Source organism: Streptomyces sp. NPDC030799 (assembly GCF_055572255.1).
The window spans coordinates 112,036-137,954 of the sequence record NZ_JBVIDS010000016.1; the positions used below are offsets into that span (position 1 = coordinate 112,036).

Annotated in this window: 19 protein-coding genes and 3 tRNA genes; 10 read left to right on the forward strand and 12 right to left on the reverse strand. The window is 72.5% G+C overall.

Features of this window, described 5'->3' with window-relative positions:
- Positions 1-56 precede the first annotated feature (56 nt).
- Positions 57-1,409 carry a Dyp-type peroxidase gene (locus ACZ41I_RS34065; RefSeq protein WP_468515858.1) on the forward strand — a complete coding sequence of 451 codons (1,353 nt, stop codon included), beginning with the start codon at positions 57-59 and terminating at the stop codon, positions 1,407-1,409.
- A gap of 52 nt (positions 1,410-1,461) precedes the next feature.
- The gene (locus ACZ41I_RS34070; RefSeq protein WP_468515859.1) at positions 1,462-2,592 is read left to right on the forward strand and encodes a catalase family protein; all 1,131 of its coding nucleotides are present in this window, start codon (positions 1,462-1,464) and stop codon (positions 2,590-2,592) included.
- Between the two features lie 77 nt (positions 2,593-2,669).
- Here the strand turns inward: ACZ41I_RS34070 and ACZ41I_RS34075 are convergent.
- A tRNA-Arg gene (locus tag ACZ41I_RS34075) sits at positions 2,670-2,742 on the reverse strand.
- A 217-nt stretch (positions 2,743-2,959) separates the two neighbouring features.
- Positions 2,960-3,050: transfer RNA gene (locus ACZ41I_RS34080), tRNA-Ser, on the reverse strand.
- A gap of 168 nt (positions 3,051-3,218) precedes the next feature.
- On the opposite strand from ACZ41I_RS34080, the gene ACZ41I_RS34085 reads away from it, so the two are divergent.
- Positions 3,219-3,746: an SSI family serine proteinase inhibitor gene (locus tag ACZ41I_RS34085; protein ID WP_468515860.1), complete on the forward strand. Its 528-nt coding sequence runs from the start codon at positions 3,219-3,221 to the stop codon at positions 3,744-3,746.
- Between the two features lie 345 nt (positions 3,747-4,091).
- Positions 4,092-8,909: a PAS domain-containing protein gene (locus ACZ41I_RS34090; protein ID WP_468515861.1), complete on the forward strand. Its 4,818-nt coding sequence runs from the start codon at positions 4,092-4,094 to the stop codon at positions 8,907-8,909.
- Between the two features lie 92 nt (positions 8,910-9,001).
- Here the strand turns inward: ACZ41I_RS34090 and ACZ41I_RS34095 are convergent, their stop codons facing one another.
- Positions 9,002-9,583, reverse strand: a complete 582-nt coding sequence (locus ACZ41I_RS34095; protein ID WP_363216380.1) for a TetR/AcrR family transcriptional regulator — start codon at positions 9,581-9,583, stop codon at positions 9,002-9,004.
- A gap of 134 nt (positions 9,584-9,717) precedes the next feature.
- Here ACZ41I_RS34095 and ACZ41I_RS34100 point away from each other — a divergent pair, with 134 nt between their 5' ends.
- On the forward strand, positions 9,718-10,947 hold the full coding sequence (locus ACZ41I_RS34100; protein WP_468515862.1) for an MFS transporter: 1,230 nt from the start codon (positions 9,718-9,720) through the stop codon (positions 10,945-10,947).
- A gap of 197 nt (positions 10,948-11,144) precedes the next feature.
- Here the strand turns inward: ACZ41I_RS34100 and ACZ41I_RS34105 are convergent, their stop codons facing one another.
- The 5 genes from ACZ41I_RS34105 to ACZ41I_RS34125 all read right to left on the reverse strand — a co-directional run bounded on the left by ACZ41I_RS34105 (position 11,145) and on the right by ACZ41I_RS34125 (position 16,258).
- Positions 11,145-12,800, reverse strand: a complete 1,656-nt coding sequence (locus tag ACZ41I_RS34105) for a long-chain fatty acid--CoA ligase (RefSeq protein WP_468322167.1) — start codon at positions 12,798-12,800, stop codon at positions 11,145-11,147.
- A gap of 123 nt (positions 12,801-12,923) precedes the next feature.
- Complete coding sequence (locus tag ACZ41I_RS34110) at positions 12,924-13,517, reverse strand: SigE family RNA polymerase sigma factor (RefSeq protein ID WP_363216377.1); 594 nt, start codon at positions 13,515-13,517, stop codon at positions 12,924-12,926.
- 280 nt (positions 13,518-13,797) lie between these two features.
- A complete protein-coding gene (locus ACZ41I_RS34115) occupies positions 13,798-14,964 on the reverse strand; it encodes a lipid-transfer protein (RefSeq protein WP_468515863.1) in 1,167 nt (388 codons plus the stop codon).
- Entirely contained in the window at positions 14,961-15,353 is a 393-nt protein-coding gene (locus ACZ41I_RS34120) for a MaoC family dehydratase (RefSeq protein WP_363216375.1), read from the reverse strand. Before ACZ41I_RS34120 ends, ACZ41I_RS34115 begins: the two co-directional genes overlap by 4 nt.
- Complete coding sequence (locus ACZ41I_RS34125) at positions 15,350-16,258, reverse strand: bifunctional MaoC family dehydratase N-terminal/OB-fold nucleic acid binding domain-containing protein (RefSeq protein WP_363216374.1); 909 nt, start codon at positions 16,256-16,258, stop codon at positions 15,350-15,352. Before ACZ41I_RS34125 ends, ACZ41I_RS34120 begins: the two co-directional genes overlap by 4 nt.
- 205 nt (positions 16,259-16,463) lie before the next feature.
- Here ACZ41I_RS34125 and ACZ41I_RS34130 point away from each other — a divergent pair, with 205 nt between their 5' ends.
- Positions 16,464-17,336 (forward strand): bifunctional DNA primase/polymerase, encoded by an 873-nt coding sequence (locus tag ACZ41I_RS34130; RefSeq protein ID WP_363216373.1) that lies wholly within the window; start codon positions 16,464-16,466, stop codon positions 17,334-17,336.
- Between the two features lie 67 nt (positions 17,337-17,403).
- Here ACZ41I_RS34130 and ACZ41I_RS34135 read toward each other — a convergent pair.
- Both ACZ41I_RS34135 and ACZ41I_RS34140 read right to left on the reverse strand, forming a co-directional pair.
- Positions 17,404-17,488, reverse strand: a tRNA-Ser gene (locus ACZ41I_RS34135).
- Positions 17,489-17,705: 217 nt separating this feature from the next.
- A complete protein-coding gene (locus ACZ41I_RS34140) occupies positions 17,706-19,064 on the reverse strand; it encodes a S1C family serine protease (protein ID WP_468515864.1) in 1,359 nt (452 codons plus the stop codon).
- A 221-nt stretch (positions 19,065-19,285) separates the two neighbouring features.
- Between ACZ41I_RS34140 and ACZ41I_RS34145 the strand changes: the two genes are divergently transcribed.
- From ACZ41I_RS34145 to ACZ41I_RS34155, 3 genes are all read left to right on the forward strand, one after another.
- Positions 19,286-20,116 carry a glycerophosphodiester phosphodiesterase gene (locus ACZ41I_RS34145; RefSeq protein WP_468322174.1) on the forward strand — a complete coding sequence of 277 codons (831 nt, stop codon included), beginning with the start codon at positions 19,286-19,288 and terminating at the stop codon, positions 20,114-20,116.
- Between the two features lie 180 nt (positions 20,117-20,296).
- The gene (locus tag ACZ41I_RS34150) at positions 20,297-20,935 is read left to right on the forward strand and encodes an ATP-binding protein (RefSeq protein WP_363216370.1); all 639 of its coding nucleotides are present in this window, start codon (positions 20,297-20,299) and stop codon (positions 20,933-20,935) included.
- A gap of 231 nt (positions 20,936-21,166) precedes the next feature.
- On the forward strand, positions 21,167-22,132 hold the full coding sequence (locus ACZ41I_RS34155) for a DUF5926 family protein (RefSeq protein ID WP_468515865.1): 966 nt from the start codon (positions 21,167-21,169) through the stop codon (positions 22,130-22,132).
- A 242-nt stretch (positions 22,133-22,374) separates the two neighbouring features.
- Here ACZ41I_RS34155 and ACZ41I_RS34160 read toward each other — a convergent pair whose 3' ends face one another.
- A complete protein-coding gene (locus ACZ41I_RS34160; protein WP_399766987.1) occupies positions 22,375-22,968 on the reverse strand; it encodes a hypothetical protein in 594 nt (197 codons plus the stop codon).
- Between the two features lie 172 nt (positions 22,969-23,140).
- Positions 23,141-23,827 carry a bifunctional DNA primase/polymerase gene (locus ACZ41I_RS34165; RefSeq protein WP_363216367.1) on the reverse strand — a complete coding sequence of 229 codons (687 nt, stop codon included), beginning with the start codon at positions 23,825-23,827 and terminating at the stop codon, positions 23,141-23,143.
- A 606-nt stretch (positions 23,828-24,433) separates the two neighbouring features.
- Here ACZ41I_RS34165 and ACZ41I_RS34170 point away from each other — a divergent pair.
- Entirely contained in the window at positions 24,434-25,834 is a 1,401-nt protein-coding gene (locus tag ACZ41I_RS34170) for a PP2C family protein-serine/threonine phosphatase (RefSeq protein WP_468515866.1), read from the forward strand.
- Positions 25,835-25,919 lie beyond the last annotated feature (85 nt).

Genomic DNA, 25,919 nt, shown 5'->3' on the forward strand with positions numbered 1-25,919 from the left:
CAAACCGCCTCTGCGGGGCCGTCCGGACAGGAACCCATGCGGAGGCCGAAGCGATCATGAGCACGGCAGACAGCGGCAGCGCGACCGGTGTACGCGTCGAGGTCGAGGACGTCCAGAGCGGGGCGCTGCGCCCGCGGCCCGTCCCCTACGAGGGAAAGTTCATCTTCCTGCGCGTCGACGACCGCCACGCCGGACGTGCCCTGCTGCGGCGGCTGCTGCCGCTGACCTCGGGCGGCCTGCCGAGCGTGGACCGGAGCCGGGATGCCTGGGTGGCTGTGGCGTTCACTTATCAGGGGCTGAGGGCCCTCGGGGTGCCCCAGGAGTCGCTGGACAGTTTCCCGCGGGCGTTCCGCGAGGGCATGGCCGCTCGGGCGGAACTGATCGGTGATGTGGGCGAGAATGCCCCGGCGCACTGGGAGAAACCCTTCGGGACGGGTGACGTCCACATCGCGTTGAGCGCCCTCGCCTCGGATGCGGCACAACTCGACCGGGAACTGGCACGGGCCCGGGTCGCCTACCGGGAAACCCCCGGTGTCCAGGTGATCTGGGAACAGGACGTCCACCAGCTTCCGACCGGACGCACCACCTTCGGTTTCCGGGACGGCATCAGCCATCCGAACATCGAAGGTGTCGGTCTGCCCGGCTCCAATCCGCAGGAAGCCCCCATCAAGGCCGGCGAGTTCATCCTCGGCTACCCCGACGAGACCGGCAATCTCCCGCCCATGCCCAGCCCCGATGTGCTGGGGCGCAACGGGACCTACGTGGCCGTTCGCAAGATTCACACCAACGTGGCGGCCTGGCGCCGGTACCTGCGCGCCAACAGTTCCAATGCCGAGGAGGAAGCCCTCCTGGCGGCGAAAATGGTCGGCCGCTGGCCGAGTGGCGCGCCGCTGACGCTGACGCCGGAGCACGACGACCCGGAGCTGGCCGCGGACCCGCAGCGCGTCAACGACTTCCTGTACCGGGAGAACGACGATCGCGGCTTGCGATGCCCCGCCGGCGCGCACATCCGCCGGAACAATCCCCGCGATGCCACCATCATCGGCGACGCACGGATGCACCGGATCATCCGCCGCGGCACCACCTACGGTCCGCCGCTGCCCGACGGTGTGCTGGAGGACGACGGTGCCGACCGGGGCCTGGTGGGAGTCTTCATCGGGGCCCACATCGAACGGCAGTTCGAGTTCATCAAATCCGAATGGGTCAACGACGGCAACTTCATCGGCTACCCCGGCGAACAGGACCCGGTGGCCGGCCATCACGACGGAACCGGCAGCGTCACCATTCCCGGCAAACCAGTCCGACGCCGCCTGCGGAACCTGCCCAGCTTCGTGGTCACCCGCGGCGGCGAGTACTGCTTCGTGCCGGGGCTGCGCGCCCTGCGCTGGCTCGCCGAACTGGAGGACTGAAGGGAAGTCCACCCCGAGCTCCGAACGCCCTCTCGAAGGAGAGACCGAAGTCATGGCAGCACAGTTCGTCCCCTACACGCCTGACGTCGAGGTACAGGACCCGGACTTCGACCGGCACGTGCAGACGGTGATCGAGAAGACCGAGAACTACATCGCCGAATCCGTCCAGTCCGGTGGCACCGGACAGGCCCTGCGCGACGCCCACGCCAAAGGCTACGGACTGGTCCGCGGGGAAGTGGAAATCCTGGACGGGCTGCCCCCCGAGTACGCCCAAGGCATCTACGCGACACCAGGAACCCACGAGGCGCTCATCCGCTTCTCCAACGGCTCGCCGCACGCCGGAGCGGACGCGCGACTGGGGGCCGCCACCGGACTGGCCCTGAAGATGTTCGACATCCCCGGCCCGACCCTGCTGGAAGACGAACCGGACACGGGCACCTTCGACTACGCCAACATCAACGGACCGATCTTCTTCTGCAACACGGTCGAGCACTACCTGTTCATCCAGGAATTGTTCTTGAACGCGCCGGCCTACTTCTCCCAGGGCCGCCCCGGCGCGCATCGCTTCTTCACCGAGTTCGTGACCGGCAAGGGAACGCTGGACCAGGACGACTGGGCATGGGACGAGTTCCTGGCCTTCCTCCGCCTGGCGAAGACCCCGCCGGCCAACCTGCTGCTGTCGACCTACTGGACGATGGGGGCGGTCAGGCACGGCGACTACATCGCCAAGGTGCGCATCACCCCCGACCCGGACTGTGCCGCCGCGGTGGTCCGGCGTGCCATCGACCCGTCCTCCGAGCAGGAGGTCTTCCGTCCGGCCCTCCAGGCCGAACTGCAGGAGCGGCCGTACGCCTTCGACATCCAGGTCCAGCTCTGCACCGACCTGCAACGCATGCCGGTGGAGGACACCACCGTGGAGTGGCCCGAGAAACTGTCCCCGTCCGTCACCGTGGCCAGGCTGCGGCTCCCGCAGCAGGACATCTCCGGCCCGGAGAACCTGGCGAAGATGGACTCACTGTCCTTCACACCCTGGAGGGTCACCGCCGAGCACGCCCCGCTGGGCAACATCATGCGGGCCCGCAAAGAGGTCTACCGACAATCCTCCATCGCCCGCCACAAGCTCAATCAGCAGGCGCGCACAGAGCCGCGCAGCGCCGACGAGGTGCTCGGCCCGGCTCAATGACACGATGCACCAAACACTGCCGTCAAGGAAAAGGCCAGAGGCCCTGGGGATTGATCCACAGGGCCTCTGGCGTGCTGCGCACTCGGCAGGATTCGAACCTGCAACCTTCTGATCCGTAGTCAGATGCTCTATCCGTTAAGCTACGAGTGCTTGTGTTCTTTTGTTCTTGTCTCCGTTTCGGCCCTTTCGGCCCGTCCCGGCGACAGGAAGAACATTACATGACTGCCGCCGTCATGTGAAATCCGATTCGCACACCCCTTGTGACCTGCGAAAACGTCGATGGAGGCGGAGGAGGAGGACCTAGGGGCGCGGCCGGGGCGGGAACGCCGAAGCCCCGGTCCTGGGGACCGGGGCTTCGGGATCGGTGCGGAGGCGGAGGGATTTGAACCCTCGATGGGCTTTAAGGCCCAAACCGCATTAGCAGTGCGGCGCCATAGACCGGACTAGGCGACGCCTCCAGCACAACCGCTCACACGAGCGCGCGAGTGGTGCGTGCAGATGATGACACAGCCGAGGGGCTTGTCACCAATCGCCCCCCACGGTACTAGGCAGTCGGGTCACAGAGCAAAGGGCTTCGTCCGGCGAGGCGCGCGCAACGTCCGGGGGCCGGAGGCGTTGGGCAGGTCATGGTCTTTCTTCTTCAGCGAGGTCCGGCGCGCGCCGGTGTCCGGCCGGGTCCGGTTCGGGGCGGCGCCGGGCCGGTCCTCGCCGCTGTCTCGGGGCTCCTCGCCCTGTCCGCCGTACCCGCCGTAGCCGTCGCCGTACCCGCCGTCGCCGCGCCCGCCGGGCCGTCGCCCGTGCGGCCCGGGGACCGGAGCGGCGATCACCTCACCGTCGTCGTGCGGCAGGCCGGATCCGGGCGGGACGGGAGGTACGAGCTGTCCTGCCATCCGGCCGGCGGGAGTCACCCGGACGCGGCGCAGGCCTGCCGGGTGCTGGACGAGCGCACGCGCTGGGGGCGGGACCTCTTCGCTCCGGTGCCGCCCGGCACCCTCTGCACCATGATCTACGGCGGTCCGGCCACCGCCCGGGTGACCGGTACCTGGGCCGGGCGCAGGGTCGACGCCGGCTACGACCGCAGCAACGGGTGCGAGATCGGGCGGTGGGACGGGCTGGTGCCACTGCTGCCGAAGCTGGGCTCGGTACCCGCCTGAGCGGCCGGCCGGCGAAGGGGCCGGGTGGGTGGCTCAGTGGCGTTCTCCTGGTGGCATCACCGGTCCGGTAAAGGTCCCGCGAAGGTCTCACGGAATCGGAGTGGAGCCGGAGCGGAGCCGGAATGGAGCCGGAGTCGGAAGCGGCGGAGCAGTCTGCCGGCGGCCGGAGGGCGTGGTCGGCGTGTGGTCATGCGTTCGGTGTCACTTCGTCGTGGGACCTCCCTCTCATCCGGCGTCGCGAGCGCAACGCGTGCGCTTAGACTCCCTCGCGTGACACGTCGCGGGCCGGTTGGCAAGATGGCCCGAGCGGTCGGCAAGGTGCGGTAACAGGGAGGAAGGCGTCTCGTGAGCAGCAGGCCATCCCGAGGCGCTGCTCGCCTCGCAGCCATACTCGACGCGCTGCCGGACGCGTTGGTCCTGGTCAACGCCAACGGAACCGTCGTCAACGCGAACACCATCGCGCTGGAGGCCTTCGAGGCGCCGGGCACGGCGCTCGTCGGGCGCGGGTTGCTCGATCTGCTGCCGGAGTTCGACTCGCGGCTCATCCCGGGATCGATGCGGCGGCCCGATCACATGGACCCGCGGGGGCGGACCAAGCCCACGCGGATGATCGCTCGGCGGACCGACGGGACCGAGTTCCCGGTCGAGGTCACGAGCGCGAATCTGGAGAACGGCCAGCAGGCCTACGACGGTTACGGCTACACCGGCGACGAGCTGCTGATGGTCGTCGTACGGGACCTGTCCGGGACCGTCGACACCGAGGCCGAGCTGGCGCGCTCGCAGCGGCAGACCGAGATGATCCTGCGGGCCGCGTCCGAAGGCGTCGTGGGCACCGACACCGAGGGGCGGATCGTCCTCGTCAATCCGGCCGCCGCCCAGATACTGGGTTACCGGGCCGGTGAGCTGGGCGGCAAGGAGCTGCACACGCTCGTGCTGCACTCGCGTGCCGACGGTTCCCCCTTCCCGTACGAGGAGTCCCCGCTCGCCGACACCCTGCGCTCCGGGCGCAAGCACCGGGTGCGCGGGCAGGTGCTGTGGTCCAAGGGGGAGCAGAAGGTCTCCGTCGATCTCACCACCGCTCCTGTGCGCGACGGGGACCAGCTCGTCGGCGCCGTGATGACCTTCACCGACCGGCGGCCGTACGAGGCGCTGGCCGAGGAGAAGGCGGCGCTGGAGAAGGCGCACGCGGAGGAGGTGGAGCGGCTCACCGAGGAGCACGCCTCCGATCTGACCGCGCTGCGCCAGCAGCACGTCACCGAGCTCGAGGAACTGCGCGAGAAGCACGCGGAGGAGCTGGCGTCCGGCGAGGAGCGGTACGCCGCGCTCGCCGAGCGCGAGAAGGACCGGTACGAGGCCCTCGCCGGGCGGCACGAGCAGCTGCTGACCCTGCTCGGGCAGTCGCTGCGCGGGCCCCTGGAGGAGCTGCGGCGCGAGCTGGCCGCGCTGGCCGCCGACGACGCCGGGCAGCTGTGGCCCGAGGCCAATCAGGTGCTCCACCACCTTTCCGCGGGGTACTCGCGGATCACGACGCTGATCGACAACGTCCTCGGCTATCAGCGGCTGGACGCCGGCGCCGAGGACATCACCCGTACGAAGGTGATGCTGGACGCCGTCGTCGCCGCGGGTGTGGACGGGGCCGTCGAGCTGATCGGGCCGGGGCGGGTGCAGTTCGCCGTGCACGCGCCGCCCATCGAGGCCGAGGTGGACCCGCAGCGGCTCGCCACCGCGCTCGCCCATCTCGTGGCGGATGTCGCCGGCGTGGACGCGACCGGCAACTCGCCGGTCTCCGCGGGCGGTTACCTGGACAACACGGTCGTGGTCGCGGCGGCGCAGCGCGGTGAGGTCGCGCGGATCGAGGTGCGCGGGCCGTACGCCGGGGGAGACGCGGTGCACGAGCCGATCGTGCGCGGGATCGTACGGGCCCACGGCGGCGTGCTGCAGACCCACGAGGTGCCGGGCATGAGCGGCAGCGCGTATGTGCTGGAAGTGCCGCTCGGCGGGGGCGCCGGGACGGTCGACGGACAGGTGCCGCAGGTCGCTGCGCTCCCGGCCGGGCAGGGTCCGGGCGAGCAGGGGCCGGGCACGCCGGTCTCCGGCGGCGGTGAGCCGGCCGCGGAGGAGTCGGCCGGTGTCGTCGAGCAGTCGGCCGGTGGCGGACGGCGGCGGGCCCGGCGCGCCTCCACGGACGCCTTCCTGGAGAGTGAGGTGCCCGCGGCGGGTCAGGCCGGTGACACGGAGGCGCCCGTGCCGACCGGGCGGCGCCGCAGGCGTGCCGCCGCGCCCGCCGAGGAGACCGGCGCGGTCCCGGTGGCCGAGGGCACGGAGAGCGCGTCCGGCGGTACCGGGCGGCGCCGTGGCCGGCCCGCCGAGAGCAACGGCGGTTCCGGTGCGGCCGTGAGCGAGGGTTCGGTGGTGACGGCTGCCGAGCATGCCGCCGGGGCCGCTGCCTCGGGTACGGGCCTCGGCTCCGCCGTTCCGCCGCAGGGCGTGCCCGCGCCCACGGGCCGACGCGCGCCCCAGGACTCGGGCGCCCCGCAGCCGGCCCTGCCGCCCGCCCTGCCCGCAGCGGCAGGCAGCGGGGCGGCGCCGGGGGCTCCGGCCGTTCCGGGAGCGGAGATCGTTCCGGGTACGCAGGCCGTTGCGGGTACGCAGGCCACTTCGGCTGCGGAGACCGTTCCGGCCGAGGGCGGGCAGCCGACCGGGCGGCGCCGGCGTGCGCTGGCCGCCGCGGCGGAGCGGGCCGCCGCCCAGGAGGCCGGCGCCCGTACGGTCTTCGCCCTGCCTCCGGCCGAGGCCGACCGCTCACCGCAGTCCGCGGACGCGGCGAACGGGGTGGCTACGGTTCCGGCGGCCGGTGGGGTTCCGGGCGTGGGCACGCCTGTGGGACCCGGGGCCGCTGTGCCGGTCGGGCCCGGGGCGGTCGCGCCTGCCGGGCCGGGTGCCGGTCTTGTGGCGGGTGCCGTGGCAGGCGCGGCTCCGGGAGCCGTCGAGGGGCAGCCGCAGATTCCGGGGCAGGGCTCGGGGCACGTGCAGATGCCCACTCAGCAGCCGCTGCCCGTCACGGGGGTACCCGGTGGTGACGGCCGGCACGACGCCGTACCGCTCGACCAGGGCTCGGACCACACCCCGCCGCAGCCGCATCCGACCAGCGCGCCGACCGGTCGCCGCCGCCGGGCCGTGGCCCAGCCGACGGGATCCGGTCAGCCGACGGCCTCCGAGGCGCAGAGCGCACAGCCGGTCTCGGCGCCGACACCTCCCGCACGGACGCCTTCCGTGCCGACACCTCCCGCACCGACCCCTTCCGTGCCGACGCCTCCGGCACAAGCCGCTCCCGGCCAGGCTCTCGCGGGGCAGGCCGGAGCGGGGCAGGCCGGAGCGGGGCAGATGACTCCTCCCCAGGGGGTTCCGGTCGCTCCGGGGCAGGCCGTGCCGCACCCCTCCGGGGCGCCGACTCCCGGTCAGGGCACGCCCGTTCACGGCCTCCCGGCGCACGGTACGGCCGGACAGGGCATCCCCGTCCAGGCCGGTCCCGCGGCAGCCACGGCGCAGACGCCCGCTCCCGTGCAGGCTGTGCCGGGTGCCCAGGCCGGTGTCTCCGCGCCCGGTCAGCAGCCTGCCGTACCGCATCCCGCCGCGCCCGCGCACGACACCGCCGGCCGGCCCGTGCCGGCCGCCTCCGGACCGGTCCTCCCGGCCCAGCAGCCCGCCCCGGCCTCCCCCACGACTCCGCCCGCCGGTACCCCGAACGGCGGGCCGCTGCCCGCCGCGGCGGGTACCGGACAGGTACCGGCGGCCGTCCAGCCGCCCGGCGTGCCCCAGCAGTGGCCCGGCGCCGATGACACCTCCGGCGCGGGCACACCCGTGGCGCAGACCGGTACGCCGGCCACGGGCACCCCGCTTCCCGCGGAACACGCCGGTGCGCAGGCGCCGCGGGCCGCGCAGCCGTTGCCCGCCGAGGATGCCGCGGTCGACCCGAACTCGACGCAGGGGCGGGCGATCAGTGTCCGCACGCTCGGGCAGGGCGTGCCGTTCTCACGGCAGGCCGCGCAGGTGCAGCAGCCGACGGCGACCCCGCCGCCGCACGCGCCGGGCGGATCCGGCCGGCGGCGCAAGCTGGGCACGCCTCCCGACCCGGCCCAGCGCGCGGAACAGCAGCCGGAGCAGGCGGCCCTGCCCCATCCCCCGGCCGAGCCGACGCCCGCACAGCCCTCGCCCGCACAGCCGTCGCTCGGCGGACAGCCGCTCCCCGCTCAGGCGCAGCCCTCGCTCCCCGGGCAGTCCCTGCTCGCCCCGGGCACCGAGGGCGCCGGGCGGTCGTACGCCATAGGCGCGCCGGACGCGAATGCCGCCGAGGGGCCCGAGCCGCTGGACGGTCCCGGCGGGGCGGTCGAGATCTCGGACGCACCGTTGCCGCAGCCGCTCGACGACGAGCTGCCCCCGGAGCCGCTGGACAACCCGCGCCGGCTGCTGGTGTGGCCCGCGCCGGACGTGACGACCCAGCAGGCGCTGAGCGACCGTGGCTACCGGCCGGTGATCGTGCACTCCCGTGAGGAGGTCGACGCGCAGATCGCGGCGTTCCCGGCCGCGCTGTTCGTGGACCCGCTGACGGGGCCGATCACGCGTACGGCCCTGCAGGCGCTGCGGCAGGCCGCGGTCGCGGCCGAGGTGCCGGTCCTGGTGACGGCCGGACTCGGGCAGGCGACGCGCGAGGCGGCGTACGGCGCCGATCCCGCCGTTCTGCTGAAGGCGCTGGCGCCGCGGGACAGCGAGCAGCATCCGCCGCGAGTGCTGCTCATCGAGGAGCACGCGGAGATCGCGCTGGCGCTGACCGCGACGCTGGAGCGGCGCGGGATGCAGGTGGCGCGGGCCGCGAACGACAACGACGCGGTGACGCTCGCGGGGCAGTTCCGGCCGAACCTCGTGGTGATGGACCTGATGCAGGTGCAGGTGCGGCAGGCCGGCTTCACCGGGATCGTCGACTGGCTCCGCGCGAACGGGCAGCTCAACCGCACCCCGCTGGTCGTCTACACGGCAGCCGTCGACCAGGCCGACCTGCCCCGGCTGGCCTCGGGCGAAACGGTGCTGTTTCTCGCGGAGCGGTCGACCAGCACCGACGTGCAGAGCCGGATCGTGGATCTGCTGGCCAGGATCGGCACGAACTAGGGGGTGTCGGGCGCAGGTCCGGGGGCTTCCCGTATCGGGCGGCCGCGGGGGCGTGGGGGCTGATCGTGCCGTCAGCTGCCTGGTGCTGCCGCCTAGCGCGCCACCAGCCTGCGGGCCGCCTCCTTGACGGAGGCCCGCAGGCGGTCGTGGTCGGTGTCCTCCGCGCCCGTCAGGATGCGCCGCATCTGCGGGACCACCGCCATCCAGTTGGTCAGGGCGGTCAGCAGCAGGAGGAGGTCGCCGGGCGGGAACGCGTCGGTGATCACGCCCCGGGCCTGGCCGTCGGCGACGGCGGCCACCTTCCGGGCGTAGTGCTCCTGGCGGGTCGGCTCGTCGGGCAGCTCGGCGGTGCCGTACTCGATTCCCTCCCAGAACAGCAGGCGCAGCAGCTCGGGGTGGGCGGAGTGGTAGTCGAGCAGGCGGTCGACCCAGCCTTCGATGTCGTCGGGGTCGACGGGGACGGCGGCGGCCAGATCGACCATGCAGGTGCCCAGTACCTGGGTGAACAGCTCCGCCTTGTTGCCGAAGTAGGCGTAGATCAGCTGCTTGTTGGCCTTGGCCTCGGCGGCGATGCGGTCGATGCGGGCGCCCGCGATGCCGTGCCGGGCGAACTCGGCGACCGCCGCCTCGAAGATACGGGCCTTGGTGGCCTCGGGGTCCCTGACTGCTGCCATGGGGACAGGGTAGGGCCAGGCCAGACAGGTAACCAACTATTTGGTTGACGGGAATGAGGGCGGGGTGCACCCTGTTGAGAGTTACCAACCAACGAGTTAGTTGTCAGAGTCGGCTCCAAGGAGTGTCCCCGCTCATGCCGTCAGCCACCAGCACCCGCCCGGAACCCCGGATCCGTCTCCGCGGCCGTGTCCCCGGCCGCGGACCCGCCGCCGCACCCGGCGCTTCCGGCGGTCCGTTCCTCCTGCTCATCGCCGTCTGTACGGCCGTCACCGCCGCCAACATCTATCTCGCGGCCCCGCTGCTTCCCCTGATCGCCCACGACTTCGGTACGGTCCCCGCGGCCGTGACCTGGATCGCATCCGTGGCCCAGCTCGGCTATGCGGCCGGCCTGCTCTTCTTCGCCCCGCTCGGCGACCGCGTCAACCGGCGCCCGCTCGTCGCCGGCCTGTCCGCGGGCACCGCGGTGGCACTGGTCGCCGCCGCGGCGGCCCCGGGCACCGCCGCCCTCGCCGCCGCCGTGTTCCTGGCCGCCGCCGCGACCGTCGTACCGCAGCTGCTGGTCCCGCTGGTCGCCGAGCGGGCCCCCGCGGACCGGCGCGCCCGGCATGTCGCGGCCGTCATCGCCGGGCTGTTCACCGGGATCGTGGCCGCCCGTGTCGTCGGCGGCCTGGCCGGACAGGTCTTCGGCTGGCGCTGGGTGTTCGCCGGGTCCGCCGTACTGACCCTCGCACTGGGTCTGGCCACCGCCCTGGCCCTGCCCTCGGAGCGGCGGACGCGGCAGGGCGGCCTGTTCTCCGGACTGGCCGAGCTGCCGGGACTGCTGCGCCGCTCGCCCGCCCTGTGGCGGGCGTGCCTCAGGCAGGCGGGCATGTTCGGCGCCTGGAGCGCACTGTGGACGTCGCTGGCCCTGCTGCTGACCGGCCCCTCCTACGGCCTGTCCACGGCGACCGCCGGGCTCTTCGGCCTCTTCGGACTGACCGCCAGCGCGGTGGCGCCGCTGGCGGGGGATCTGGTCGACCGCTTCGGTGCGGCACGGGTCGTCGGCACCGCGTATCTGCTCGCGGCCGTGGCCGTGCCGCTGTTCTGGCTCGGCGGACACGTCCTGGTCGCGCTGTTCGCCGCCGCGATCGCCGTCCATGCGGCGCTGGTCGCCTCGCACGTCGCCAACCAGACCCTCGCCCTGACGACGACGTCCACCCCGGCCACCGCCAACACCGCCTACGTCGTCTCCGGCTTCGCCGGCGGCGCCCTCGCCTCGGCCGTAGCGGGCCCCGCCTTCGGCCACTGGGGCTGGACCGGGGTGTGCACGGTGGCCGGCCTGTGGCTGCTGCTGGGCTGGGCGACCACGCTGCGGCGCGGGTGAGGGCACGGCAGCGCCGGCCGCCTGCCGCAGCCCATCAGAGGGATGCGGCAGGGCGCTCCCCGCAGGGCGGGGCCGCACGGCCGGCGCTGCAAGGCCGGCCGTACACCGAGAACCGACGCCGTACGGCGGGTGCCACACCGCTGCCGCACCACGAGTGCCACACCAGCCGGCGCCCTACGGCGAGGGCCGTTTCCCGGTCAGAGGTGGGTGACGTCCAGGTGGCCGTCCGCGTACTGCCTGCGCAGCACCTTCTTGTCGAACTTGCCCACGCTCGTCTTGGGCACCGTCTCGACGACCGTCCAGCGCTCGGGCAGCTGCCACCTGGCGATGCGGCCCTCCTCGGCGAGGAAGGCGCGCAGGGTCGCGAAGTCGGCGGTGGCGCCTTCCCGCAGGACGACCGTGGCCAGCGGGCGCTCGCCCCACTTCTCGTCGGGCACGGCGACCACCGCGGCCTCGGCGACGTCCGGGTGGGACATCAGCGCGTTCTCCAGCTCCACCGAGGAGATCCACTCGCCGCCGGACTTGATGACGTCCTTGGCGCGGTCGGTGAGGGTGAGGAACCCGTCGGGGGAGATGGTCCCGACGTCACCCGTCTTCAGCCAGCCGTCCTTGCTGAACTTGTCGGCGGGGCGGAGGGGTTCGGCGCCGGGGCCGTTGTAGTAGGCCCCCGCGATCCACGGGCCGCGCACCTCCAGCTCGCCCGCCGACTCGCCGTCCCAGGGCAGGCGTTCGCCGCCGGGGCCGATGAGGCGGCCCTCGACGCCGGCCGGGAAGCGGCCCTGGGTGAGGCGGTAGGCGAACTCCTCCTCGGTGCCGACCGCGTGGGCCGGCGGGCGGGCCACCGTGCCCAGCGGCGAGGTCTCCGTCATGCCCCAGGCGTGACAGACCCGCATGCCGAGCTTGTCGAAGGCCTCCATGAGGGAGGGCGGACAGGCGGCACCGCCGATGGTGACCTGGGTGAGGGACGTCACGTCCCGGGGGCGCGCGGTGAGTTCGGCGAGCAGGCCCTGCCAGATGGTCGGGACGGCAGCCGCGTGGGTGGGCCTCTCGCGTTCGATCATCTCGGCGAGCGGTGCGGGCTGCAGGAAACGGTCCGGCATCAGCATGTTCACGCCGGTCATGAAGGTGGCGTGCGGCAGGCCCCAGGCGTTGACGTGGAACTGGGGGACGACGACCAGTGAGGTGTCCTGGTCGGTCAGGCCCATCGACTGGGTCATGTTGACCTGCATGGAGTGCAGGTAGATCGAACGGTGGCTGTACACCACGCCCTTCGGGTCCCCCGTCGTGCCGGAGGTGTAGCACATGGCGGCTGCCTGGCGTTCGTCCAGCTCCGGCCAGTCGTACGTGGTCGGCCGGCCCGCGATCAGCTCCTCGTACTCGTGCACCCGCGCGGTGGCGCCCGCGAGCGGCGTACGGTCGCCGGGGCCGGACACGACGATGTGCTCCACCGTCGGCAGCTCGGTCAGCAGCGGCGCGAGCAGCGGGATCAGGGAGCCGTTGACGATGACGACCTTGTCGGCCGCGTGGTTGACGATCCACACCAGCTGCTCGGCGGGCAGTCGCAGATTGAGCGTGTGCAGCACCGCGCCCATGGACGGGACCGCGAAGTACGCCTCGACGTGCTCGGCGTTGTTCCACATCAGGGTCGCCACCCGGTCGTCGCCCCGGACGCCGAGTTCGTCCCGCAGGGCGTTCGCCAGCTGCACGGCACGCGTACCTGCCTCGGCGAAACTGCGCCGCTGCGGCTCGGCCTCACCGGTCCAGGTGGTGATCTGGGACCGCCCGTGCACCAGCGTCCCGTGTACGAGGATGCGGGTGACGGTCAGCGGTACGTCCTGCATGGTGCTCAGCACGGAGTCCTCCCGGGGCGGCGTTGCCTACGCGGTGGTAGAGGTAGCGCTGATTGTGCTCACATACCGCGCGGTATGTCACTAGGGGATGGGTCACCGGGGGAGGAAAACGGAAGGAAAATCCGGCTAGCGGACCAGTTCCAGTTCGGGGTCCTCGCGCAGTTTGCCGAGCGCACGGGACACCGCCGACTTCACCGTGCCCACCGACACCCCGAGCACCTCGGCGGTCTGGGCCTCGCTGAGGTCCTCGTAGTAGCGCAGGACGACCATCGCCCGCTGTCGCGCCGGCAGCCTCATGACCGCCTGCCACATGGCGTCATGCAGCGCCTGCCGCTCGGCCGGATCGCCGTCGCCGGGCACGGGCTCCGGCTCGGGCAGCTCGTCGCAGCTGAACTCGTCCACTCTGCGCTTGCGCCACTGCGAGGTCCGGGTGTTCAGCAGCGCCCTGCGCACATAGCCGTCGAGCGCCCGGTGGTCCTCGATCCGCTCCCACGCCACATAGGTCTTGGTGAGCGCGGTCTGCAGCAGGTCCTCGGCGTCGCTCAGGTTCGCGGTCAGCGAGCGGGCGGTGCGCAGCAGGACCGGCTGGCGGGCTCGCACGTACGACGCGAACGACGGGTAGGCCGGAGTCTCCCCGCCCGGCCTGAGCCGTGCGTGCGGGAGGGTCTGCCGCCTTGGTGCGGCGGCGGCCGAGGCGCTGGTGCAGACGGGTGTGGTCATGGCTCCACGCTAGGAGCGGGTCCCCCTGCTGCGGATCGCCCGCAGGTCCCGAAGCGGAGTCCGCCTCAGGTTGTAGGGGTGGGGCCGGCCCCACCTCCTGAAGGTGGACGGCGGATGCACCCGCTCTACGGGTACGACCCTGACTCCGCACCGATCAGCCCTGGCTCCGCCCGACGGGCCGACCCTGACACGGGGCGGGCCGTGGACACCGGTCAGCGGGCCACCCGTGCAGGTGACGGACGCCGGTCTGCGTGCTTCCGTGCGGGTCCCGGCCCTCGGATCAGTCGTCTGCCGTCAGGATCAACCCCGACGTCGGTACTCCCGTGCCGGCCGTCACCAGGGTCCGGGTCGCTCCCGGTATCTGGTTCACGGCCGTGCCCCGCAGCTGGCGTACCGCCTCCGCGATGCCGTTCATGCCGTGCAGGTACGCCTCCCCGAGCTGGCCCCCGTGCGTGTTGAGCGGCAGCCGCTCCTCGGCCACGAAGCCGGCCGCCTCCCCCTTCCCGCAGAACCCGAACTCCTCCAGCTGCATCAGCACGAACGGTGTGAAGTGGTCGTACAGGATCCCCACATCGATGTCGGCCGGGCCGAGACCCGAGCTGCGCCACAGCCGGCGGGCCACCCCGGCACTCTCCGGCAGGCCGGTCAGATCGTCCCGGTAGAAGCTGGTCATCTGCTCCTGCGCCCGGCCCGCGCCCTGGGCGGCCGCCGCGATCACGGCGGGCGGGTGCGGCAGGTCCCGGGCCCGCTCCAGGGACGTGACGACGATCGCCTGTCCGCCGTCGGTCTCCTGGCAGCAGTCCAGCAGCCGCAGCGGCTCCACGATCCAGCGGGAGGCCGCGTGGTCGGCGAGCGTGATCGGGCGGCCGTGGAAGTACGCCGCCGGGTTCGTCGCCGCGTACCTGCGGTCCACCACGGCCACATGACCGAACACCTCCGGCGTCAGCCCGTACGTGTGCAGATACCGCTGGGCCGCCATCGCCACCCAGGAGGCCGGCGTGAGCAGCCCGAACGGCAGCACCCAGCCGAGCGCCACGCCCTCCGCCGAGGGCTCCCGGTGCTGTACGCCCGCGCCGAACCTGCGGCCCGACCGCTCGTTGAAGGCGCGGTAGCAGACCACCACCTCCGCCACGCCCGCCGCCACCGCGAGCGCCGCCTGCAGAACCGTCGCGCAGGCCGCACCGCCACCGTAGTGGACCCGGGAGAAGAAGGAGAGCTCGCCCATCCCGCAGGCCTGGGCCACCGTGATCTCCGGGTTGGTGTCCATGGTGAACGTCACCATCCCGTCCACGTCCGCCGGCGCCAGCCCCGCGTCGTCCAGCGCGGCCCGCACCGCCTCCACGGCCAGCCGCAGCTCACTGCGCCCGGAGTCCTTGGAGAACTCGGTGGCCCCGATGCCGACGACCGCGGCGCGTCCGGCCAGGGTGTCGCGGCTGCGCACGCTCATCGGCGGCCCTCCGGAACCGTGACCGTCACCGTGCCCGTCACATGTCTGCCGAGGGCGTTGGCGCCGACGACCCGTACGGTGGCGGTGTCGCCGTCGACCGCCTCGACCGTGCCCGTCAACACCATCGTGTCTCCCGGATAGTTGGGCGCCCCCAGCCTGATGGCGACCTTGCGGAGCACCGCCGTCGGGCCGAAGTGGTCCGTGATGTACCTGCCGACCAGACCGTTCGTCGTCAGGATGTTCATGAAGACGTCCGGCGAGCCCTTCTGCCTGGCGAGCTCTGCGTCGTGGTGGACGTCCTGGTAGTCCCGCGAGGCGATCGCCCCCGCCACGATCAGCGTCCGCGTGACCGGGATCTCCAGCGGGGGCAGTTCCTCCCCGGCCCTCACCGTTCCACCACCCGGAACACCGGCACCGTCAACTCCTCGTCGCAGGACTGGAATTCGAGCCGCACGGGCAGCCCGATGCGCACCTTGTCGTACGGCACCCCCACCACGTTGCTCACCATCCGCACCCCCTCGGCGAGCTCGATCAGGCCGACCACGTACGGGGGCCGGAAGGCCGGAAAGGGCGGGTGGTGCATCACCACGTACGAGTGGACCGTCCCCTCCCCGCTCGCCTCGACGGTGTCCCAGTCGAGGCAGCCGCAGGCGTTGCAGCCCGGCAGCCAGGGGTGGCGCAGGGTGCCGCAGCCCGTGCAGCGCTGGATCAGGAGCCGGCGGGCGGTCACCCCCTCCCAGAAGCCCGCGTTGTCCCGGTTGACCACCGGGCGGGGACGCGGGGCCGGGCGTTCCCGGCGGGCCGGGGCGTACTTGAGGATGCGGAAGCGGTGCGTGCCCACGAGGTCGCCGCCGACCCGGACGTCCGTGCGGGTCGTGACGAAGTACCCGGTGCCGAGCTTCGTCGTCTTGCGGTCGGAGACCGACTCGATCACCGAGTCGAACGTGACCCGGTCGCCCGGACGCAGGGGCCGTAGGTACTCCTGCTCGCAGTCGGTGGCCACCACCGACGTACAGCCCGAGGCGTCGAGGAGGGCCAGCAGCTCGTCGTAGGCGCCGGTGCGGCCCTCGTGTCCGGACAGGCCGCCCATCGTCCAGGCCTGGAGCATGGTGGGCGGGGCGACGGCGTCCGGGCCGGAGTAGGCCGGGTTGGCATCGCCCATGGCCTCGCACCAGTGCCGGATCATCGGCGCGTTCACCGGGTCCTTGCCCTCCCCGGCGACGGCGGCCGGCCGGCCCTCGTACGCCTTGAGCCGGGCACCGAGCAGGTCGGACACCACGTCTGCCGTGCTCACAGCCGCCCCCTCGTCATCCCGAGCCGCATCACCGCGACCCCGGTTTCTGACTGTCCGTCAGATACTGGCGGGTGTCAAGGTCCGGAAAACGCCTGCGCGGCGGCACCGAAGCGCGTTCCTTCGCACATCGGGCCAATTTCTCCTCGTCCGGCGCGCCACCGCGACCCCCCTTCCCTTTTTCGAACATGCGTACGAACATGGAGGCATGGCCACCACCGACCGGCAGGCCACGACGCTGGCCCTCGCACACGCCCTGTCAGCCGCCGACCGCGGCCTGGCCGTCATCCCCCTGTCCCGGACGAAGCTCCCGGCCCTGCGCTCCCCCCACCACGACGACCCCGGCCCGGCCGGAGCCCGCTGCCACGGCGAGTGCGGCCGTTTCGGGCACGGCGTGTACGACGCCTCGACCGACCCGGTCCGCATCCGCGAGCTGTTCGCCGCCGCGCCCTGGGCCACCGGCTACGGCATCGCCTGCGGCCTGCCGCCGTACCATCTGATCGGCGTCGACCTGGACACCAAGTCCGGCACCGACTCCCCGACCGCGCTGCGCGAACTGGCCCTGCGCCACCTGTTCACCATTCCGGAGACGGTCGTCGTACGCACGCCGAGCGGCGGGCGGCACCTGTGGCTCACCGGCCCGCCCGACGTCGTCGTACCGAACTCCGCCGGCCGTCTCGCCCCCGGCATCGACATCCGCGGCGCCGGCGGCTACCTCGTGGGCCCCGGCTCCCGTACCGACCACGGCGTGTACACGACCACCCCAGCCACCGCACACCTGGCCCCGGCCCCCTGTCCGCCCTCCCTGCTGCGCCTGCTCGTGCCCCCGCCCCGGCCCCCGCACCCGGGCCCGCCCGCCCCCGGCGACCACGGCCGCGGGCTGGTCCAGTTCGTCCTCTCCGCGCACGAGGGCCAGCGCAACACCCGTCTGTTCTGGGCGGCCTGCCGCGCCTACGAGAACGGCATCGGCCCCGCCCTGGTCGACCCGTTGACCGAGGCGGCCCGGGGCACCGGCCTGTCGGAACGCGAGGCCCGGGCGACGATCGCCTCGGCGGCACGGATGACGGGGCACCGGCCGTGACCACGGGGAAGACGGCCGGGCACACGAAAGGGGCGCCCCCTCAGGAGGCGCCCCTTCCCGGCATCCGCGGTGGGTGTGGGATTTGAACCCACGGTGACTCGCGCCACGACGGTTTTCAAGACCGTTCCCTTAGGCCGCTCGGGCAACCCACCTCGGCCCCGTCCCACCTGGGGCGGAGCGGCTACAGCCTACCGGCCTCGGCAGCCGTACGGGGGCTGTGGTCCGCACAGGGCCCACTGGCCGTGCTGGTGGAGCCGGGCGAGGTAGGTCCGTTCGTTGGCCAGGTGGTCACCGGTCTCCGCAGGCCCGGTCGCCCCGGCCGGAGCGACCGGCGGCGACGCGAGGACCCGGGAGGTCAGCTGGATGGGGTCAGTTGTCGCCCACCCGCGACCCCAGCGTCAGCTGCGCCGTGTGCTCCTGGCCGTCCCGCTTGTAGGTGATGGTCACCTTGTCGCCCGGCTTGTGGGTCCAGATCTCGCCGATCAGGGTCGGGCCGCTGTCGATCACCATGTCGTCCAGCCTGGTGATCACGTCGCCGGGCTTGAGGCCCGCCTTGTCGGCCGGGCCGCCCGACTCGACCGGGGCGGAACCGGACGCGCCCTGGTCGGTGATCTTCGCGCCGTTCGAGGAGTCCTCCAGCGAGACGGAGGCGCCGATCTTGGCGTACACCGGCTTGCCGGTCCTGATCAGCTGCTGGGCGACGTACTTGGCCTGGTTGATGGGGATGGCGAAGCCCAGGCCGATCGAGCCGGACTGGCCGGAGCCGAAGCCGCCGCTGCTGCTCGACTGGATCGCGGAGTTGATGCCGATGACCGCTCCGGAGGCGTCCAGCAGTGGGCCGCCGGAGTTGCCCGGGTTGATCGACGCGTCGGTCTGCAGGGCGCTCATGTACGACGCCTTGCTGGTGGAGCTGCCGTCGCTGGAGGCCACCGGGCGGTTCTTGGCACTGATGATGCCCGTCGTGACCGTGTTGGACAGGCCGAAGGGCGCGCCGATGGCGATCGTCTCGTCGCCGACGGCCACCTTGTCGGAGTCGCCGAGGGCGAGCGGATTGAGGTCCGAGGGGGCGTTCTTGAGCTTGATGACGGCGACGTCGTAGCCCTGCGCGTGGCCGACGACCTCGGCGTCGTACTTCCTGCCGTTGGGGAACGTGGCCGTGAGCTTGCCGCCGTCCACCGCGTCCGCCACCACGTGGTTGTTGGTGACGATGTGGCCCTGTTTGTCGAAGACGAAGCCGGTACCGGTGCCACCCTCGCCGTTGTTGCTCTCCGCCTCGATGGTGACCGTGCTGGGCAGCGCCCTGGCGGCCACGTTGGCGATCGTGCCGGGCGCGCGCTTGACCTGCGCGGCGCTGCTGTCGGAGGCGGAGACGGTGGTGGAGCCGCTGCTGTCGTGGTCCTTGGCCAGGGTGTAGCCGAGGCCGCCGCCCAGGCCGCCCGCGACCAGCGCGGCCACCAGGACCGCGGCGACGAGACCGCCGCGCCCGCTGCGGGGCTTGGGGGCGGGCTGCTGGTACGACGCTCCCCAGCCGCCGTCGCCGTACGGCGGGGTGGCCGGCGGCGGGGGCGGCCAGGAGCCGTCGGGGGCCGGACCGGAGGCGTACGGCGCGCCTGCCGGGGCCGCCGGCGCCTCGGGCGCGGGGCCCTGCGGGGAGGCGGGAGAGGCCACCGGCACGGGAGGCGCGGACGGGGCCGGGGGTACCTCGTTGCCCTCGTTCTCGGTGCTCACAGCTCTTCTCCTCGATCCACGGCTGTTGTCCCGTTGTATGCGGTCAGCTTTTCCCACGGGCCGTCAGAGCACGATAAGCGGTGGCTGTGGGTCCGGGGGTTCTCTTTATATAAGACTATTCGGGCAAAAGTTATATAAATGATCAGAGCGGATGGTGTCGTTCGCCGCAAGGACGCATCCGCGCCGCCACGTGTACCCCGGGACGGTGGCACCATGACGCGGTGACCCACGCACCACACCGCTCCCTGCAGGTCGTAGCCCACCGAGGCGCCTCGGAAGACGCGCCCGAGCACACCCTGGCCGCCTACAAGAAGGCGATCGAGGACGGCGCCGACGCCCTCGAGTGCGACGTACGGCTGACCGCCGACGGCCATCTGGTCTGCGTCCACGACCGGCGGGTGAACCGTACCTCCAACGGCCGCGGCGCCGTATCCGCCCTGGAGCTGGCCGATCTCGCCGCCCTCGACTTCGGGTCCTGGAAGACGCGCGAGGCCTGGCGCGGGCGGGACGAGGAGCCCGACTGGGTGTCCCGTCCGGAGGACCCCGCGGACACCTCCGTGCTCACCCTGGAGCGGCTGCTGGAGCTGGTCGCGGACGCCGGGCGGCGGGTGGAGCTGGCCATCGAGACCAAGCACCCCACGCGCTGGGCGGGCCAGGTCGAGGAGCGGCTGCTGGAACTGCTGAAGCGGTTCGGGCTGGACGCGCCGGCCTCCGCCGACGAGTCCCCGGTGCGGGTCATGAGCTTCTCGGCGCGTTCGCTGCACCGCGTGCGTGCCGCCGCGCCCACGCTGCCGACGGTCTACCTGGTGCAGTTCCTCACTCCGCGGCTGCGCGACGGGCGGCTGCCCGCGGGCGTGCGGATCGCGGGGCCCTCGATCCGCATCGTGCGCAACCACCCCTCCTATGTGGAACGACTGAAACGCGCCGGCCACCAGGTGCACGTGTGGACCGTGAACGAGCCCGAGGACGTCGACCTGTGCGTGGAGCTGGGGATCGACGCCGTCATCACCAACCGGCCGGGCGCCGTCCTGCGGCAGTTGGGACGGGTGTGACCTCAAGAGGCCGGTAAAGAGCTGTGCACATGCCTTGACCCAGCTGTGCGGCTGCTGGATTCTCCCTCTCGGCCACACCAATGAAATCCAGCCATACGACAGCCATACGACCAGCCGAGGCGAAGGGCCTTCGTCACAGGGAGTACCCCGGCGCGTTCGCTCCGTACAGGGCCGTTGCGAATGCGTCACCGGAAGGGGATTGGCCGGTTTCCGGTACAGGCCAATGGGGCATCCACACCGTGGCGTGGGGCAAAGGAGGTCTCGGGGGTGGCGTTGGTGGTGGCACAGGAGGTGCCCACGTCGTCGAGCATGGCCGTACCCCATGGCCCTGCGGGCGTGGGGAAGGCGCGGCACCGGATGCGTGCACAGTTGCGCAGCGGGGGCGTGGCCGAATCGGTCATCGACGATGCCGTACTGATCCTTTCAGAACTGTTGAGCAACGCCTGCAAACACGGGCGGCCCCTGGGCGATGCGCTGTCCGGCGACGGTGATGTGCGCGCCGCGTGGCGGGTCGACGCGCGTGGCCGGCTCATCGTGGAGGTGACGGACGGCGGCGGTCCGACCCGGCCGGCGCCGGCCACGCCGTCGGTGACCGCGCACGGCGGCCGCGGGCTGAACATCATCACCGCCCTCGCCGACGACTGGGGCGTACGGGACGACGTCCACGGCGAGGTGACGGTCTGGGTGGTGGTCCACGAGGACGTGCACGATCCCGATGCCGGGGGCTGCCCGGACGGTTTCGCTACGCGCGTCACTGCGCCCGCGCTCCCGGACATGGCCGGCCTGGACTTCACCAAGGCCTTCGAGGACCTGGACTGACGGGATCTCACGGACTGACCGGATCTCATGGACTGACGGGAATTCACGGACTCGCGGGATGTCACGGACCGGGAGACCCCGCACCGGGCCGCGGTGCACCCCGAGGTCGTCCCCAGGTTCACTCCCCTGGCGCCGAGCGGGCGTGCGTTGTCCACAGGTTCCCGTCGGTCACGGCCCGAACGGCTAGGCTCCCGCCCGTACGAGAAGAGCCGTAACCGGGAGACACCCACGATGGCCAAGAAGCGACCCCAGACGAAGGCCGAGCGGCCGCAGCTCAGCGATGCAGAGGTCCCGGTGGTCGGCGCCCGCGAGCCCTGCCCCTGCGGCAGCGGCCGGCGCTACAAGGCGTGCCACGGCCGGGCCGCGGCGCACGCGGCGACCGAGCTGGTGCAGCGCCCGTTCGAGGGGCTGCCCGGCGAGTGCGACTGGGTGGCGCTGCGCGAGCTGGTGCCGGCCGCGACGGCCGAGCTGACCCTCAAGGACGGCCTGCCCGAGGGCGTTCCCTCGGTCACGCTCGCCACGGTGCTGCCGATGGCCTGGCCCGCGCTGCGCCGCGACGACGGCTCGGTGCTGCTCGGCCTGCAGAACGACACGGCCTCCGGCGACCTCAGCCGCGACCTCGCCGACATCCTGCAGCGCGCCCTCCAGGCCGACCCCGGCACCCCGGTGCAGGGCCGCCGCGCCCCGTCCGGCGGTCCGCGGCTGCAGGACCTGCTCGACCTCGATGCGCCGTTCGAGCCGGTCGTGCACAGCGGTTTCGAGTTCTGGGTGCCGGACGCGGAGAACGCCACTCCGGAGGTGACCGCCTCCCTGGAGCGGGCCAACGCCGCCGCCATCCCGACGGCGAAGCTCACCGGCGTGGACGCCGCGTACTGGTGCCAGACGCCCGAGAAGAACCACCTGCGCTGGGTGATGCCGCATCCGGAGGAGCAGCTTCTGGACGCTCTCGCGCGGCTGCACGCGGCGGGCCGCTCCAGCCTGGGCGAGGGCACCCGGCTCGTGGGCTCCTTCCGTGCTCACGGCCTCACGGTGCCGGTCTGGGACCTGCCGGGCGGGGTCTCGGCGGAGGACGTGGAGAAGCCGGCCGCCGAGTTCGCCGAGCGGCTCGCCGCCGCCCTGGCCGCCGGCGAGCCGCTCACGGCGGACGAGCGCCGGGCGCGCGGCGGACTGACCAACCGGCAGGTCACGCTCAGCTGACGGCACCCGCGCGGGGCCGCAACTGAACGGTCGGTAAGGCGGGGAAGCGGCCCGCGCACCAGGTGACTCCTGTCACAACTCCCCGTTGTGACAGGGAAATCGGTGGCTGAATGACCGAGGCGGAATTTGCGAACCGCGGATCTCTTGTTACGGTTCCAATAGCCCGGTTGCTGGTGCATCCCCCGTCGCCAGCAACCGGGTCTTTCCATCTCCGCGTACGGCGTACAACGCGCCGCGGACCGTCAACTCCCCTTTTGGATGACGGAGTTGCCGTCGGTGTCCGCCGAGTCGCTGCCCGAGCGCAGCAGCAGGGCGCCGTCGGCTCCGCGCGAGGCGAACTCGGTGACCGCCGTGTAGGCGTCCGGCCCGCCCTTGCTGTGCCGACGGGGCGTCTCACAGGTGGCGGGCTCGTCGTCCGCAGTCGTGACACAGTGCATCTGCAGGGTGCGGCCGTCCGGACCCATCAGGCTCAGCACGGAGTCCAGCGGCTTGCCGGTGGCGTTGCGGTAGTAGGTGCGGGCCCAGGTGTCCTCGCCCTGGGTCAGCACACAGGTCTGCGCCTCGATGCCGTCCGGGGAGGTGAGCTGGGGGCCGCACCGCGCGGCGGTGTCCAGGCCCAGCCCGAGCAGCCGGGGCGCCCCGCCGGACGGCGGAATCTTGCCGTCCGCGGACCCGGTGGCGTCCTCGCGGGAACCGGTGCCGTCCTCGCCCCCGGAGGCCTTCTGTCGCCCTGACTTCTCCCCGCCGTGCGGCTTTGCAGCCGCCGCATGCCGGGCCGCCTCGCCCACCTGCACCGCGGACGCCACGGCCAACGGCAGCACGACCGCGGCCGACACGCCGCCGACGAGCGCGAGCAGCCGCAGCCTGTGGGATTCCGGTCCGCCCCGCTGTGGCGATCTGCGGCCGTGTCGCCCGGAGTGTCGACGGCCATGTCCCCCAGAAATTCGCAGCATGTGCGGAAGATAACGATCGCGTGGGGCTTGCCCGCCACGACCGTGCCGGAGACCGCTACAACTCGGGTGCGATCACACCCGTACGAGTGAGGGCGTCGACCACGGCGTCGACCACGGCCTCCACATCGGGCACCCAGGGCGCGGCCGAACCCGGCAGCGGGGCACGCTCCCAGCGGACGGCGCCCTGGCCGGTCTCGGACGGGGGCAGGGCGAGATATCCGCCCTCGCCGTGGAAGCGCAGGGAACCGGGGACGAAGTCCTTGGCGTAGAGCAGTTCGCCCAACTGCTCCATCGAGTACGGCTTGACGAGCAGCGCCCAGCGGTTGGGCGCGGCGATCACCGGGCCGAGGCGCATGCCCCGCCGGTCGAGCAGGGCGAGAGCGCGCGAGGCGGCGAGCGCCGGCAGGCTGACCGCGCAGGGCGCCCTGCCTCCGGTGGCCAGGATGACCGGCGCGCTCGGCCGATTGGTCCACCACCAGCGCACCATGCGCGCGTCGGTCGTGGCCGCGAGCAGGCCGGGTTCGAAGGGGTGCGCACCCGGCACCGTGCATTCGGGATCGGGGCAGGCGCAGCGGGCCCGCCCCTGCGGGTCGGGGGCCACGCCCGGGAGTACGGGCCACTGCCACTCGGTCGCGAAGGTCAGGGCCGCGCCGATCAGCTCAGGCCTTCCGTCGTTACGCCGGGGCCTCCCGTCGTTCCGCTTGGACAGGAGCCTGCGTCGCCTTCCGAGGATCTCGCGCATGAGCGCTCGTTCCTTTCCGTTGCACCGCTGGCAACACCGTGGTCCACATCATGTGTCGATCACTTCACTGTGCGTACCTGTTGGCGCATCACACCCCTGCGCACAGCAGGGGGAACCCCAGGGGGTCGAGCATGGGCCGCGTCCGCGTCCCCGGTGCGTCCATCACAAGCACGGGTGCGGCGCGGGGGTGGCGAAGTCTGGCGTTTTGCCGTCGCGCGTGTTTCTCTCCGCCTCCGCCAGGGAGGATGGGGCTCGGCCGTCGGTGGCTATGACGCCCGGGTCCGTCGCCAGGTTCCGGGTGGCCCCCAACCACCCCTGGCCTTCTCCGAGTACGTACCCATCACGACCGCTGTGACGCTCTGTGGAGCAGGGCCAGTCGACCGCAATGAACCGATACCCGAGGCAGTTTCAAGCCAACTTGGCAGTAAGGCAAGGGGTTCGGAAGAAACCCTCGGCAACCCCATGGACACCAGGAATCCCCGCAGGACAATGCTGGACATCCCCTCACGAGTGCGTGTACATGTGGAGACACTGCTAGCGGCGCAGAATGACATGGGGGTTTGCGATGCTTTTCAGCAATACGCACCGGTCTGAAGGCCGGACGCCATGAACGCCCCGCACCCTCCGAAAGTGGCCGGAATCGATCCAACAGTTTCCACGTCAGCACACACTGTCGCGCCCGCTCCCCCCGCCCCCGGCGCCGCTGCTTCCCCGGACACCCCTCCCGTCCCCGCCCCGCACGCCCCCGCGCCCGGCACCCTCCTCCAGGACCGGCTGGCCGGCTGGGTCTCCGACCTCACCACCCTCCATGAACTCACCGAGCGCCTGTCCCGCACGGACACGCTGGAAGGCGCCCTCCACGAGCTGCTGCGCGCCGGAGCCGCCCTCGTCGGCGCCCGGCGCGGCATCGTCGCCCTGGAACCCGGCGACGGACGCGGCCCCCACACCACCCTCGGCCTCGGCCTCGGCCGCGCCGACCTCGGCCACATCGAGACCGTCCCGCGCGGCGCACTGCCGTACGACACCGCAGCCGCCGCCGAGATCGTCCACCCCGACCTGTTCGCCGAGGACGGCCTCGACCCCCGGCACCGCGAGGTGGCTGCCCGCCTCGGCTACGCCGCCAGCTACTGCCTGCCCCTCGCCACCGAATCCGCCGGCCGCTACGGCGCCGCCGTCTGGCTGTACGACGAGCCGGCCGAACCCCACGAGCGCCGGCGCCACCTCGCCGGCCTCTACGTCCGGCACGCCACCGAGCACCTCGCCCGGCTGCTGGAAGTGGAACGCACGCGCGCGTGCGTGGCGACCCTCGCCGAGGAACTGCTGCCCACCCGGCTGCCCCGCGTGCCCGGCGTCCAGCTCGCCGCCCGCCGCCGCACCGGCCCGCGCGGCGGCGGCGACTGGTACGACGCGCTGCCGCTGCCGGACGCCGCGCTCGGCCTCTCCGTCGGTTCGGTCACCGGCTCCGGTCCGAGTGCCGTGGCCGCCATGGGCCGGCTGCGCGCCTCGCTGCGCGCCTACGCGGTGATGGAGGGCGAGGACCCGGTCGCCGTCCTGTCCGACCTGGAGCTGCTGCTGCGGCTGACCGAGCCCGCCCGCTCGGCCACCGCCCTGTTCGCCTATTGCGAGCCCGCCCTGCGCAAGGTCACCCTGGCCGGCGCCGGCCACAGTCCGCCGCTGCTGATCGGCGAGCGGCGCACCGAGTTCGCCGAGACCTCCGTCTCCGCGCCGCTCGGCATGCTCGCCTGCTGGGAGGCGCCCAGCGTGGAGATCCAGGCCGAGGCCGGGGAGACGGTGCTGCTGTACACCGACGGGCTGCTGCACCGTACCGGCGACTCGATGGACCGCGCCTTCGCCCGGCTGCACTCGGCCGCCGCGAGCATCCCGCGCACACTGCGCCACGACCCCGGCGCGATCGCCGACCACGTCCTGCGCACCGTCCTGCCGGAGGGTCTGGACACGGCCGACAGCGAGGAGGACGTGGTGCTGCTGGCGGCCCGCTTCGACTGAGCCCGCCTGGAATGACCGGGCATAACAGGGCATCCGGCCCTGGTCCGCTCCTGGTACGACCGTACGATGATGGAGGTCCCCGCTC